General features: G+C 73.1%; 10 protein-coding genes. 3 read left to right on the forward strand and 7 right to left on the reverse strand.

What is annotated here, in order from left to right; genetic code table 11:
• Positions 1 to 174: 2Fe-2S iron-sulfur cluster-binding protein (locus AC30N0_RS05335; RefSeq protein WP_489516902.1), on the forward strand; the 174-nt coding region annotated here is incomplete at its 5' end.
• Positions 171 to 2474 carry a xanthine dehydrogenase family protein molybdopterin-binding subunit gene (locus AC30N0_RS05340; RefSeq protein WP_489516893.1) on the forward strand — a complete coding sequence of 768 codons (2304 nt, stop codon included), beginning with the start codon at positions 171 to 173 and terminating at the stop codon, positions 2472 to 2474. The genes AC30N0_RS05335 and AC30N0_RS05340, both read left to right, overlap by 4 nt.
• A 24-nt stretch (positions 2475 to 2498) precedes the next feature.
• Here AC30N0_RS05340 and AC30N0_RS05345 read toward each other — a convergent pair whose 3' ends face one another.
• From AC30N0_RS05345 to purB, 3 genes are read right to left on the reverse strand one after another with little or no spacing between them, the layout of a single operon-like run.
• Positions 2499 to 5771, reverse strand: coding sequence for a PAS domain-containing hybrid sensor histidine kinase/response regulator (locus tag AC30N0_RS05345; RefSeq protein ID WP_489516894.1), 3273 nt, complete (start codon positions 5769 to 5771; stop codon positions 2499 to 2501).
• On the reverse strand, positions 5768 to 6601 hold the full coding sequence (gene pyrF, locus AC30N0_RS05350) for an orotidine-5'-phosphate decarboxylase (protein WP_489516895.1): 834 nt from the start codon (positions 6599 to 6601) through the stop codon (positions 5768 to 5770). The genes AC30N0_RS05345 and pyrF overlap by 4 nt, the downstream gene beginning before the upstream one ends.
• Positions 6598 to 7974 (reverse strand): adenylosuccinate lyase, encoded by a 1377-nt coding sequence (purB, locus tag AC30N0_RS05355; protein WP_489516896.1) that lies wholly within the window; start codon positions 7972 to 7974, stop codon positions 6598 to 6600. The genes pyrF and purB overlap by 4 nt, the downstream gene beginning before the upstream one ends.
• A gap of 87 nt (positions 7975 to 8061) precedes the next feature.
• On the opposite strand from purB, the gene AC30N0_RS05360 reads away from it, so the two are divergent.
• On the forward strand, positions 8062 to 8676 hold the full coding sequence (locus AC30N0_RS05360) for a glutathione S-transferase family protein (RefSeq protein WP_489516897.1): 615 nt from the start codon (positions 8062 to 8064) through the stop codon (positions 8674 to 8676).
• A gap of 51 nt (positions 8677 to 8727) precedes the next feature.
• Here the strand turns inward: AC30N0_RS05360 and AC30N0_RS05365 are convergent, their stop codons facing one another.
• The 4 genes from AC30N0_RS05365 to AC30N0_RS05380 all read right to left on the reverse strand — a co-directional run.
• Positions 8728 to 10356, reverse strand: a complete 1629-nt coding sequence (locus AC30N0_RS05365; protein WP_489516898.1) for an FMN-binding glutamate synthase family protein — start codon at positions 10354 to 10356, stop codon at positions 8728 to 8730.
• Positions 10357 to 10442: 86 nt separating this feature from the next.
• Positions 10443 to 11357 (reverse strand): alpha/beta fold hydrolase, encoded by a 915-nt coding sequence (locus AC30N0_RS05370; protein WP_489516899.1) that lies wholly within the window; start codon positions 11355 to 11357, stop codon positions 10443 to 10445.
• Positions 11358 to 11370: 13 nt separating this feature from the next.
• Positions 11371 to 12282: a glutaminase gene (locus AC30N0_RS05375; RefSeq protein WP_489516900.1), complete on the reverse strand. Its 912-nt coding sequence runs from the start codon at positions 12280 to 12282 to the stop codon at positions 11371 to 11373.
• A gap of 46 nt (positions 12283 to 12328) precedes the next feature.
• Positions 12329 to 13212, reverse strand: an 884-nt coding sequence (locus AC30N0_RS05380) for a LysR substrate-binding domain-containing protein (protein WP_489516901.1), incomplete at its 5' end; no start/stop codon positions are given.

The raw sequence follows: 13212 nt of genomic DNA on the forward strand, positions 1-13212 counted from the left end.
TGCGGCTATTGCCAGAGCGGCATGCTGATGGCGGCCGCCGCGCTGCTGGCCAGGAACCGCAGGCCGAGCGACACCGAGATCGATGCGGCGATCGACAACATCTGCCGCTGCGGCACCTACCCGCGGCTGCGCGCGGCGATCCGCACCGCTGCCGCCGAGATGGGCAGCGGGTGAGACGGCGCGCCCTGCTCCTGTCCGGCACGGGCGCCGCCGGCGCCCTCCTCGTCGGCTGGAGCGTGCTCCCGCCGCGCGCGCGCAGCGGCGGCGCCGCCGCCCTGCCGCCGGCCGGCGGCGAGGTGGGCCTCAACGGCTGGATCCGGATCGCTGCCGAGGGCGCCGTGGTCCTGGCCATGAACCGCAGCGAGATGGGCCAGGGCGTGCACACCGCGCTGGCCATGCTGGCTGCCGAGGAGCTAGACGTGCCGCTCGCGCGCGTCCGCCTCGTCACCGCCGGCCCCGACCGGCTGTACGGCAACGTCGCCAGCTTCGTCGCCATGCTGCCCTTCCATCCGGGCGACCAGGAGCCGGGCCAGGAGCCCTCCGTCGTGCGGGCCAGCCGCTGGACGGTGGCGAAGGTCGCACGCGAGCTCGGCATCAACGCCACCGGCGGCTCGTCGTCGGTGGCCGACGCCTGGGACGTGATCCGCCTCGCCGCGGCGACGGCGCGGGCGCGCCTGCTCGGCGCGGCCTCCATCGCCTGGAAGCAGCCGGTCGGCGAACTGGTGGTGGCCGAAGGCGTCGTCAGCCATGCCTCCGGCCTGTCGGCGCACTATGGCGAGCTCGCGCGCATGGCCGCGGCGACGCCGACCGGCACGGTCCGCGTCAAGCCACGCGAGGCCTGGACGCTCATCGGCACCGCCGCGCCGCGCATCGATGTCGGCGCCAAGAGCGACGGCTCGGCGATCTTCGGCACCGACGTCCGCCCGGAGGGCCTGCTCTACGCCGCCATCCGGCACTGCCCGATGCTCGGAGGCAGCGCCGGCGCCGTCGACGTCGCGCCGGCCTTCGCCCTGGCCGGGGTCGAGCGCGTCGTCCGCCTCGGCCCTTACGCCGGCGCCACCAGCGCCCTGGCCGTCGTCGGCCGGACTTGGTGGCACGCGCAGCGCGGCGCCGGCGCGATCAAGGTGCAGTGGCAGCAGCGCGCCGCCGGGCCGCTCGACAGCGCCGCCCTCCTCGACGGCCTCGAGCGCAGCGCCCGCGAGGCGGCGTCGTCCGGGGCCGGGTTCGTCTTCCATCGCCGGGCCGCGGCGGCGGGCCACGCCGCCTCCGGGCCGACGCCCGGCCGCCGCATCGAGCGCGTCTACCGTGCCCCCTACCTGGCGCACGCGACGATGGAGCCGATCAACTGCACCGCCCGCGTCGCCGGCGGCAAGGTCGAGGTCTGGGCGGCGACGCAGGTGCCCGGGCTGGCCCGCGCCGTCGCGGCGCAGATCGCCGGCGTCGGCATCGACGACGTCACCGTGCACGTGACTTACCTCGGCGGCGGCTTCGGCCGCCGGCTCGAGGTCGACGTCGTCGCGCAGGCCGTTCGCATCGCCCTCGAGACCGGCGGCCGGCCGGTCCAGCTGGTCTGGTCGCGCGAGGAAGACCTCGGCCACGACTTCTACCGGCCGGCCGGCGCCGCGGTGCTCGCCGCGCAGCTCGACGGCGACGGCATGCCGCAGTCGCTGCAGGTCACGAGCGCCGGCGACGCCGTCACGCCGCGCTGGCTCGAGCGCACTCTGCCGTCGCTCGCCGGGCCGGTCGACCTGCCCGACAAGGCGACCAGCGAAGGGCTCTTCGACCAGGCCTACGCCATCGCCGGGCAGCGCATCGCGCACCTCGCGACGCAGAGCGGCGTGCCGGTCGGTTTCTGGCGCTCGGTGGGCCACTCGCACAACGCCTTCTTCGGCGAATCGTTCATCGACGAGCTGGCCCACGAAGCCGGCCGCGATCCGCTCGCCTACCGGCTGGCGCTGCTCGCCCGTGCACCGCGCCACCGCGCCGTCCTGCAGCTCGCCGCGACGCGGGCCGGCTGGCCGGGCCAGGGCTCGGCGCGGCCGCTGCCGGCGGGCCGCGCCCTCGGCATCGCCCTGCACGAGAGCTTCGGCAGCATCGTCGCCCAGGTCGTCGAGGCGTCCGTCGAGAACGGCCGGCCGCGCGTGCACCGCGTCGTCTGCGCCGCCGACATCGGCACGGTGGTGAACCCGGGCATCGTCGCGCAGCAGATGGAAAGCGCGGTCATCTTCGCCCTGTCGGCGGCGCTGCACGGGCGCGTCGACATCGAGGCCGGCGTCGTCCGGCAGACGAACTTCCAGAACTACCCAGTCGTGCGCCTCGCCGACTCGCCTGTCATCGAGACGCACCTCGTCGCCAGCAGCCGTCGCCCGGCCGGCGTCGGCGAGATCGGTGCGCCGCCGCTGGCACCGGCCCTCGCCAACGCCTTGTTCGCTCTGACGGGCAAGCGCCTGCGCGAGCTGCCGCTGCGGCTCTAGGGGCCCGGCTGCGCCGACGCCGGCTCAGCGCGAGTCGACCGCCTCCGCGCCCTGGGCCCGGCGCAAGTGCCGCGCCAGCGTGCGGCGCAGCCGTGCTGCATCGATCGGCTTGGTGAGGAAGTCGTTCATGCCGGCGGCCAGCGCCTGGTCGCGCTCGGAGACGAGCGCGGCGGCGGTCAGCGCGATGATCGGCAGGGCGCTCGCACTCCAGGCCTTGCGCAGCTCGACGGCCGCCTCGTGGCCGCTCATGAACGGCATCTGCACGTCCATCAGGACGAGGTCGAAGGGCCGGCCGGCGCGTGCCGCCGCCTCGACCGCCTCGATCGCGGAGCGGCCGTCGCGGGCTTCCGCGACCTCGACGCCCCACTGCGCCAGCGTCGCCGCGGCGACCATCATGTTGACCGGGTTGTCCTCGACGAGAAGGATCCTGGCCCGGCCCAGGCGCTCCAGCTCGCCGGCGTCGTCGTCGGCCGGGCCGGTGGCCGGCGCAGCCACCGGCAAGGGCAGCTCGGCCCAGAACGTGCTGCCGTCGCTGCCGCTGCTCACGCCGACGTCGCCGCCCATCATGCGGGCGAGCTGGCGGCAGATCGACAGGCCGAGGCCGGTGCCGCCGAAGCGCCGGGTCGTGGTCGCGTCGGCTTGGCTGAAGGGCTGGAACAGCTGCGCCTGCACGTCCGGGCCGACGCCGCCACCGCTGTCGACGACGGCCAGGCGGATGCCGCGCGGGCACGGGCCGGCCTCGATGCGGACGCTGCCGCGGTCGGTGAACTTGACCGCGTTGGTGATGAAGTTGCCGAGGATCTGGCGCACGCGCACCGGGTCGCCCTCGACACGCTCGGGCAGGGCCGGATCGATGGCCAGATCGAAGGCCAGGCCCTTGGCCTCGGCCAGCGAGCGGTACGACGCGTGCACCGCGGCGAGCGTCTCGCGCGGCTCGAATACGCTGTTCTCGAGGGTGAACTTGCCGGCCTCGATCTTGGAGAAATCGAGGATGTCGGACAGGATGCCTTCGAGGCCGCGCGCGCTCTCGAAGATCTGCTCCAGGTACTGCCGCTGCAGCGCCGGCTCGACGTTCTCGCGCAGGGCCAGGCGGGCCAGGCCGAGCAGGCCGTTCAGCGGCGTGCGGATCTCGTGGCTGGTGTTGGCCAGGAAGGCGCTCTTGGCGCGGCACGCCGACTCGGCGGCGTCGCGCGCCGCCTGCAGGGCCGCGTCGAGGCGGTGCCGCTCGGTGACGTCGTCGGCGATCCAGATCGTCCCGCCGTAGCTCGGCCGCAGCGGGTCGACGGCCTGGCCGAGCAGGCGGCACCAGAACCGGCTGCCATCCTTGCGCTTCATCTCCTGCTCGGTCTCGAACGGCTCGCCGGCGGCGAGCAGGGGTCCGGCGACGGCGCTGATGCGGGCGTAGTCGTCGGCATCGGGCCAGACGGCGGAGCCGGGCTGCCCGGCCAGGGACCCCGCGCTCCAGCCGAAGATGGCCTCGAAGCGCGGGTTCGCCTGCACGAACATGCGCTCCCGGGTGAGGGCGATGCCGATCGAGGCGCGCTCGAACATGGCCGCGTGCTCGAGCCGGGTCCGCTCGGTGACGGTCACGTCGCGGGCATTGACGACCATGTACTGGCGGCCGTCCATGGCGAAGCGGGCCGCCGAGATGAGCACCGAGGCCGAGCCGCCGTCGCGCTTGCGCACCATGGCCGGCATCTCGTCGATGCGCCCGCTCTCCTCCACGCCGGCGCGCAGCCGCTCGCGGTCGCGCGGGTCCTGCCACAGGCCGAGCTCGCTGGCGGTCCGGCCGACCACCTCGTTGGCGGTGTAGCCGGTCAGCCTCGTGAAGGCGGCGTTGACCATCGTGTGCCGGCCCGACGGCAGCTCCGAGAGGGTGATGCAATCCGGGCTGGTCGCGAAAAGATGCAGGAGCAGCGCCTCGGAGCGGCGCAGCGCCGCCTGCGCCGCCTGCCGGGCCGTGATGTCGAAGAGCAGGGTCAATGCCGCCGGCCCGCCGGAGGCGCTGACGCGCACGCCCGTGCCCTGGACGCTGATCGGCTTGCCGTCGCGCGAGCGGGCCTGGAAGTCCTGGACCGGCAGGCCCTGCCCGACCGGCAGCCGCTCGAGCGCCTCGACCCGTTCGGCGACGCGCTGCCGCTCGGCGGGCGGGTGCAGCCGCGCCACCTCGACGCCGGCCATCGACGCTGCATCGGCGAAGCCGAACAGCTGCGCAGCCGCCGGGTTGGCGTCGAAGATGACGCCTTTTCGGTGCAGGAAAAGCGGCGACGGCGAGCGCTCGAAGAGCTCGCGGTAGCGCGTCTCGCTGGCCGCGAAAGCGCGCTGCGCCAGCCGCTCGTCGGTGACGTCGCGGGCGACGCCCCAGTAGCCGTCGAAGGCGCCGTCGGCGCTGAACTTCGGCTCGCCGCTGATGCTGTGCATGCGCAGTCGCCCGGCGCCGCTGATGCGGCGCGAGATGACGTGCCGGAACGGCCGGTGCGCTTCCATGTCGGCGCGCAGGGCGTCGAGCTGCGCCTCGTCGAGGCCGATGTCGGGTATCTCCCAGGCGCGCCGGCCGAGGCGGGGGTCCCGCTCCGGTGCCTCCGCCGAGCCGTTCGGATCGGAGATGACCGTGAATCGGAAGGCGCGGTCCTGCTCCCAGTACCAGTCGGCCGCCAGGCGGAGCAGGTCGCGCGACCGTTTCTCGCGCGCCCCCGCCGCACGCAGGTAGCGGTGGACGACGCGCCCGGTCAGGGTGCCGGCGGCGAGGCCGCCGGCGATGACCAGGCCCTGCAGCAGCAGCTCGATCGCGAGCGGGTTGCCCACCGGGCCGGGCCGCGCCGCGCCGCGCCATTCGAGCCAGCCGAGGACACCGAGCTCGACCATGGCGAAAGCCGCCAGGGCGACGCCGGCGCGAACGTTGGCGACGGCGCAGACGATGCACACGACCAGCGCCAGCAGGCCGAGGGTCGGGTTGCGGATGCCGTCGTGCAGCGCCAGCGCCACGGCGCCGGACAGCAGCATGGCGCCGACCGCGGCGCCGTACAGGGCGGCATGGACGGGGAACGAGGCGCGGGCGCTGCGCTGCCATGTCCAGGCCACGGCCAGCGCGTAGAGCACCAGGCTGGCGACCAGGGCCGGCCCGGCGACGGGGGTCAGCGAGCTGCGCGCGAACACCAGGACGGCCGCGGTCGCGAGTGCCGTGACCCCGGCGCTGACGAAGCAGGTGCGGGCGATGGAGCGCATCGCCTCGTCGGGGTCGGCGTCGCCGGACGCGTCGCGCGGCCAGAGGCTGGCGCCAGGAAGCACGACGCTCACGGGCAGGCCGACGCGAGCTCGTGGCGCGCCGATTCGGCGGCCCGCCGCGCCGCGTCCTGGAAGTCGGCCCCGGCGCTGGCGTAGAGGATGGCCCGCGACGAGCTGACGACGATCGGCCCGGTGGTGGCGCCCCGATCGCCGCGCCATCCGGCGCGCACGGTGGCCGCCGCGTCGCCGCCCTGGGCGCCGATGCCGGGAATCAGCAGCGGCACCGTCGGCGCCAGCGCGCGGACGCGCGCGATCTCGGCCGGGAAGGTGGCGCCGACGACGAGCCCGAGCTGGCCGCTGGCCTCGTTCCAGGCGCCGCCGACGAGGCGGGCGACGCGCTCGTAGAGCAGCTCCCCGGAGGCCAGGCGCTCCGCCTGCAGGTCCGAGCCGCCCGGGTTCGACGTGCGGCAGAGAACGATCAGGCCCTTGTCCGGGTAGCGCAGCCAGGGCTCGAGCGAATCGAAGCCCATGAAGGGCGACAGCGTCACTGCGTCGGCGCCGTAGCGGTCGAAGGCCTCGCGCGCGTACTGCTCGGCGGTGGCGCCGATGTCGCCGCGCTTGGCATCGAGGATCACCGGCACCTCGGGTGCGGTGGCATGGATGTAGGCGATCAGCTGCTCCAGCTGCGCCTCGGCCCGGTGCGCCGCGAAGTAGGCGATCTGCGGCTTGAAGGCGATGACCAGGTCGCGCGTGGCGTCGACGATGGCGGCGCAGAAATCGAAGATGCGCGCCGGGTCGCCGCGGAGAGCGAGCGGGAAGCGCGCCGGGTCGGGGTCGAGGCCGACGCAGAGCAGCGAGCGATGGGCCTGCTCGGCCCGCGCGAGCTGCTCGGTGAACCTCATGCGCCGGGCAGGGTTCGCGCCAGCCGCTCGGCGTCGCCGATGTAGCCGCGCGGCGTGAGGGTGAGCAGGCGGCTGCGATCCGCATCGGGGAGGGGCAGCGAAGCGATGAAGGCGTGCAGCGCTTCCTTGGTGATCGCCTTGCCGCGGGTCAGCGCCTTCAGCTGCTCGTACGGGTTGGCGATGCCGTGCCGACGCATCACCGTCTGCACCGGCTCGGCCAGGACTTCCCAGGCTTCGTCGAGGTCGGCGGCGATGGCGGCTTCGCCGACGCCGATCTTGGCCATGCCCCTGGCCAGCGAGTCGTAGCCGAGCAGGCAATGGCCGAGGGCCACGCCCATGTTGCGCAGGACCGTGCTGTCGGTGAGGTCACGCTGGAAGCGCGAGATCGGCAGCTTCTCGCTCAGGTGCGTGAGCACCGCGTTGGCGAGGCCGAGGTTGCCCTCCGCGTTCTCGAAGTCGATCGGGTTGACCTTGTGCGGCATCGTGCTCGAGCCGACCTCGCCCGGCGCCGCCTTCTGCGTGAAGTAGCCTAGGCTGACGTAGCCCCAGGCATCGCGGGCCCAGTCGATGAGGACGGTGTTGCAGCGCTTGAAGGCATCGAACAGCTCGGCCAGCGCGTCGTGCGGCTCGATCTGCGTCGTGTGCGTGTTGAAGGCCAGGCCGAGCCGCTCCTCGACCACGCCGCGGGCGAAGCGCTCCCAGTCGAAGCCGGGGTAGGCCGCCAGATGCGCGTTGTAGTTGCCGACCGCCCCGTTCATCTTCGCCAGCAGGGTGACGGCGGCGATCGCCGCGCGCGCCCGTGCCAGCCGCGCCGCGACGTTGCCGGCTTCCTTGCCGAGCGTCGTCGGGCTGGCCGTCTGGCCGTGCGTTCGCGCCAGCATGGGCAGGGCCGCGTGCTCGCGGGCCAGCGCCGCCAGCGTCCCGACGAGCGCATCGATCGCTGGCAGCAGCACCTCGCGCCGCGCCGCATCGAGCATCAGCGCGTGGCTGGTGTTGTTGATGTCCTCGCTGGTGCAGGCGAAATGGATGAAGCCGACCGCGCCGGCGAGGCCAGGCCCGGCGGCGAAGCGCTCGGCCAGCCAGTACTCGACCGCCTTGACGTCGTGGTTGGTGCGCCGCTCGATCGCCTTGACGGCTTCCGCGTCGGCCTCGCTGAAGTCGACGGCCAGGGCGCGCACGAAGGCGCGCTGTGCCTGGTCGAGCGGCGCGATGCCGGCCAGCCCGGCCTCGACCAGGGCGACGAACCACTCGACCTCGACCCGGACCCGGCAGCGGATGAGCGCGAATTCCGAGAGCAGCGGCCGCAAGGCGTCGAGCTTGACGGCGTAGCGGCCGTCGAGGGGCGAGAGGGCGGTGAGGGGCGAAGCGCGCATCGTGCGGAAAGGCCGCCGGCTGGGGCCGTGCGGCGGTCATTATCTTCGCTGGTCCTAGAATGGAATCGACTCTCCGGCACCCTATTCATGAAACTCCTCGGTTCGCGCTCCAGCCCCTACGTGCGCAAGGTCCGCATCGTCATGGCGGAGAAGAAGCTCGACTACCAGTTCGTCGAGGAAGACGTCTGGGGCAGCGATGCGATCCTCGCCTCCAACCCGCTCGGCAAGGTGCCGTGCCTCGTCATCGAGGGCAGCGAGGCGGTGTTCGATTCGCGCGTCATCGTCGAGTACCTCGATGCTCGCTCGCCGCTTGCGCGCCTGATTCCCGAGACCAACCGCGAGCGGACCGAGGTCCGCACCTGGGAAGCGCTCGCCGACGGCATCTGCGACGCCGCCATCTTGGCTCGGCTCGAGGCGACCTGGGGCGGGCGCACCGACGAGCAGCGCTCGCAGGACTGGATCGGCCGGCAGATGAAGAAGGTCGACGCCTCCATCGCCGCCGTCGCCACCGGCCTGGCCGACAAGCCCTGGTGCACGGGCATCCACATGACGCTGGCCGACATCGCCGTCGGCTGCGCCTTCGGCTACCTCGACTTCCGCTTCCCGCAGATCGCCTGGCGCCGCGACCACGCCAACGTCGCCCGGCTCGTCGCCAAGCTGCACGCGCGGCCGAGCTTCGTCGACACCCGCCCGCCGGCCTGAGGTCGGCGGCCGTGCGGCTCCCGATCCGCGGCGCGGCCTCCCCGGCCGGCCTCAGGCCGGCGTCGCGGTGAAGCTGGTGGCGCTGGCCATCGGCCAGTAGGTGCGGAACACCTGCTGCGACGCCTCCCCGTCGAGCAGCTCGCCGGGCTGGAGGAAGGGCAGCAGGTTGGCGAGCAGCTTCACGCCGTGCTCGGAATGCCGCCGCACGATGTGCGAGGCGGTGATCTGCGCCGGATCGTGCAGGCCGGCCGCCTGCACCAGCTCCTTCAGCGCCAGCAGCGTGTTCTGGTGGAAGTGGTAGACGCGGTCGGCCTTGCTCGGCACGTCGAGCGCCTTCATCCGCTGCGGGTCCTGCGTCGTCACCCCCGTCGGGCAGGCCCCGGTGTGGCAGGTCTGCGCCTGGATGCAGCCGAGCGCGAACATGAAGCCGCGCGCCGCGTTGCACCAGTCGGCGCCGAGGGCGAGCATGCGGGCGATGTCGAAGGCGCTCACCACCTTGCCGGCGCAGCCGAGCTTGATCCGGCTGCGCAGGTTCAGGCCGACCAGCGTGTTGTGGACCAGGAGCAGGCCCTCCTGCAGCGGCGCGCCGACGTGGTCGGTGAATTCGAGCGGCGCCGCGCCGGTGCCGCCCTCGGCGCCGTCGACGACGATGAAGTCCGGCACGATCCCGGTCTCCTGCATCGCCTTGGCGATGCCGAACCAGTCCCACGGGTGGCCGATGCAGAGCTTGAAGCCGGTCGGCTTGCCGCCGGACAGCTCGCGCAGGCGGTCGATGAACCGCATCATCTCGACCGGCGTGGAGAAGGCCGCGTGCGTCGCCGGCGAGACGCAGTCGACCCACGGCTGGACCGCGCGCGCCTCGGCGATCTCGAGCGTCACCTTCGGCCCCGGCAGCACGCCGCCGTGGCCCGGCTTGGCGCCCTGCGACAGCTTGACCTCGATCATCTTCACCTGCGGGTCGCGCGCGTTGGCGGCGAAGCGCTCCTCGGAGAAGCTGCCGTCCGGGTTGCAGCAGCCGAAGTAGCCCGAGCCGATCTCCCAGATCAGGTCGCCGCCGTGCACGCGGTGGTGCCGGCTGATCGAGCCTTCGCCGGTGTCGTGCGCGAAGTTGCCCTTCTTGGCGCCGGCGTTGAGCGCGAGGATGGCGTTGGCGGAGAGCGACCCGAAGCTCATCGCCGAGATGTTGAAGATGCTGGCGGCATACGGCTGCGCCCGCCCGGCGCCGATCAGGACGCGGAAATCGTGCGTCTTCAGCAGCGTCGGCTGCATCGAGTGGTTGATCCACTCGTAGCCGATCGCGCCGACGTTCAGCTGGGTGCCGAAGGGCCGCTTGTCGGAGTCGCCCTTGGCACGCTGGTACACGAGCGAGCGCTGCTGGCGCGAGAACGGAGCCGCCTCGCTGTCGCTCTCGATGAAGTACTGGCGCATTTCCGGCCGGATGAACTCGAGCAGGAAGCGCAGGTGGCCGATCACCGGGTAGTTGCGCAGCACCGAGTGGCGGTCCTGGGTCACGTCGCGAATGCCGACGGCGACGAGGGCCAGGAAGACCAGTGCCGGCCACGGACTCATGTCCATGCGATGCCAGGCCAGCGCCGACAGGATCAGGCCGAGGCCGCACAACGCCCACGCCGAATAGCGGATCGGGAAGTGCTGGTCGAGCCGGTTGATCCAGGCGAACATGGGCTGCTGCTCCTCGTCGAGGTGCGGGATGGTAGACGGGCCTCGTCGCGCGCGATGCGCGAAAGAAGCGGGTGTTCTCCTGCCGCCTAGATGGGGCGGAGGAACGCGTCGATCCGTGCCGCGGTGTCGTCCGGGAGCTCCTCGGGAATGAAGTGGCCCGCGGCGACGGCCTCGCCGCTGACGGCGCCGGCGCACTGTGCACGCCAGAGGACGAGCGGGTCGCCCATCCTGGCGACGACGCCGCGCTCGCCCCACAGCACGAGCAGGTCGCAGCGGATCTTCTCGCCGGCGGCGCGCGAGGCGCGGTCGTGATCGAGGTCGATGCTCGCCGCGGCCCGGTAGTCCTCGCAGGCGGCATGGATCGTCTCGGCCCGGCAGAAGCAGCGCTCGTACTCGGCGAGCGCCTCGGGCTCGAGGTGGCCGAGCCCCTTCGAGCCCCAGCCGCCCAGCGACCAGTGCAGGTAGAAGGCCGGATCGGCGCCGATCAGCCGTTCCGGCAGAGGCGCCGGCTGGATCAGGAAGAACCAGTGGTAGTACCAGGTCGCGAAGCGCATGTCGGTGGCTTCGTACACGTCGAGCGTCGGCGCGATGTCGATCACGCAGAGGCGCTCGACCCGATCGGGGTGGTCGAGCGCCAGCCGATGCGCGACGCGGCCGCCGCGGTCGTGGCCGACGACGGCGAAGCGCTCGTGGCCGAGCGACGTCATCAGCGCCGCCATGTCTGCCGCCATCGCCCGCTTGCTCTGTTGAGCGTAATCGGGCCCGGCCGGACCAGGCTGTGCCGCGAGCTTGATGGAATCGCCATAGCCGCGCAGGTCGGGGATGACGAGCGAAAAACGTCCGGCCAGCTTCTGCGCGACGCGGTGCCACATGGCGTGCGTCTGCGGAAAGCCGTGCAGGAGAAGCAGCGGCGGCCCCGCCGGATTGCCGCCGGTGCGGGCGAAGATCTCGATGTCGCCCAGGCGGTGCTGCGCCGCCTCGAATCCTTCGAACCAGGCCATGGCGTCCTCGCCTTCAGAAGATGGACAAGCCGGTGCGGCTCGCGAACAGCTCGAGCGCCTGCATGCCGAGCACGGAGTTGCCGCTGCCGTCGACGCAGGGCGACCAGACGCAGAGGGTGAGCGTGTCCGGCACGACGCCGACGATGCCGCCGCCGACGCCGCTCTTGCATGGCAGGCCGATGCGGTACGCGAACTCGCCGGCGGCGTCGTAGGTGCCGCAGGTCAGCATCAGGGCGTTGAGGCGGCGGGCCTGCCGATCGGTGACCACCGGGTCGCCGCCGAGCGGGTGGGCGCCGTCGCGGCAGAGGTAGCCGGCGGCGCGGGCCAGCTGGACGCAGCTCATGCGGACCGCGCACTGGTGGAAGTAGAGGTCGAGGACGGCGCCGACGTCGTTGTCGATCTTGCCGAAGCTCTTCATGAAGTTGGCCAGCGCGACGTTGCGAAAGCCGGTCGCGGCCTCCGATGCGGCCACTTCGTCGTCGAAGTCGACAGGCTCGCCGCACAGGCCCGACAGCATCTCGAGCAGGCGCTCCTTGGCCCGGCCGACGCTGCACAGCCGGTCCGCCACGCCGATCGCGCCGGCGTTGAGGAAGGGGTTGCGCGGCACGCCCTGCTCGCTCTCGAGCTGGACCAGCGAGTTGAAGGCGCTGCCCGACGGCTCGCGGTGCATCCGGGCCCACAGGTCGTCGCCGAGCAGGCGCATGGCCAGGGTCAGCGAGAACAGCTTGGAGACGCTCTGGATCGAGAACGGCACGGCGGCGTCTCCGGCGGCCGCCTCCTCGCCGTCGCGGGTGCGCAGGGCGATGCCGAACTGCAGCGGCGGGACACGCGCCAGCGCCGGGATGTAGGCGGCGACCCAACCTTCCCGGCCGAGCCGCGGCCGCAGCTCCCGGTCGATCTCTGCGAGGATGGCGCTGAAGTTCATGCCGGCGAGGGTCGGTGGGCACGGCCAGGCGCCGTGCCGGTGCCGATCATGCCTCGGCAGCCGCCCTGCGCTCCGGTTCGCTCGCCGGCGCCGGTGCCGGACCGCCCCGACCGATCTCCTGCGCCGCGGCCGCGAACGTCGTGCGCAGCCAGCGCTGGGCAGCGTCGCGCTCGTGCCGGCGATGCCAGAGCATTGCCACCTCGATGCGGGGCAGCGGCACGGGGAACTGGCGCACGACGAGTCCGGCCGCCAGCCCCGACGCCGGCACGAAGCTGCGGGGCAGCACGCTCAGCAGGTCGGAGTCGTGCACCACCCGGGCCGCGGTCGCGAACTGGTTCACCGTGAGGACCACCCTGCGCTCGAGGCCGAGGCGGGCCAGGGCCTCGTCGACGAAGCCGCGCGGCCGGCCGGCGAAGCTGACGCGCACGTGGCTCGCGCTGCAGTACGCCTCGAGCGAAAGCGCCGGCTCGCGCGCCAGGACGTGGCCGCGGCGCAGGACGCAGACGTAGTCGCAGCGATAGAGGAGGTCGAGCACGCTGGCGGCGCGCGGGCCTTCGGCGGCGAGCGCGGCGGCGACGTCCGGGAAGAAGCCCACCGCCAGGTCGGCGCCGCCGTGCTCGAGCAGCGGGCGCGGGTCGCGCGAGTGCAGCGGCACGACGCGCAGCTCGGCCCGGGCGCCGGCCCGATCCAGAGCGGCAAGGAAGGGCGGCAGCAGCACGGTCGCGGTCGCGTCGGCCATCGCCAGGGTGAAGGCGTGGGCGTCGCGTGCCGGATCGAAGCCGCGCGGCTCGAACGTGCTCCGCAAGGTGGCCAGGGCGGCACGCACCTCGGGCCACCAGGCCTCGGCCTGCGCCGTCGGGACGACGCCGCCGGGGATGGTGTGGAACAGCTCGTGGCCGGTCGCCTCGCGCAGGCGTCGCAGGGCGTTGC

It is taken from the genome of Rhizobacter sp. (assembly GCF_031412495.1).
Lineage (GTDB): Bacteria > Pseudomonadota > Gammaproteobacteria > Burkholderiales > Burkholderiaceae_C > Schlegelella_A.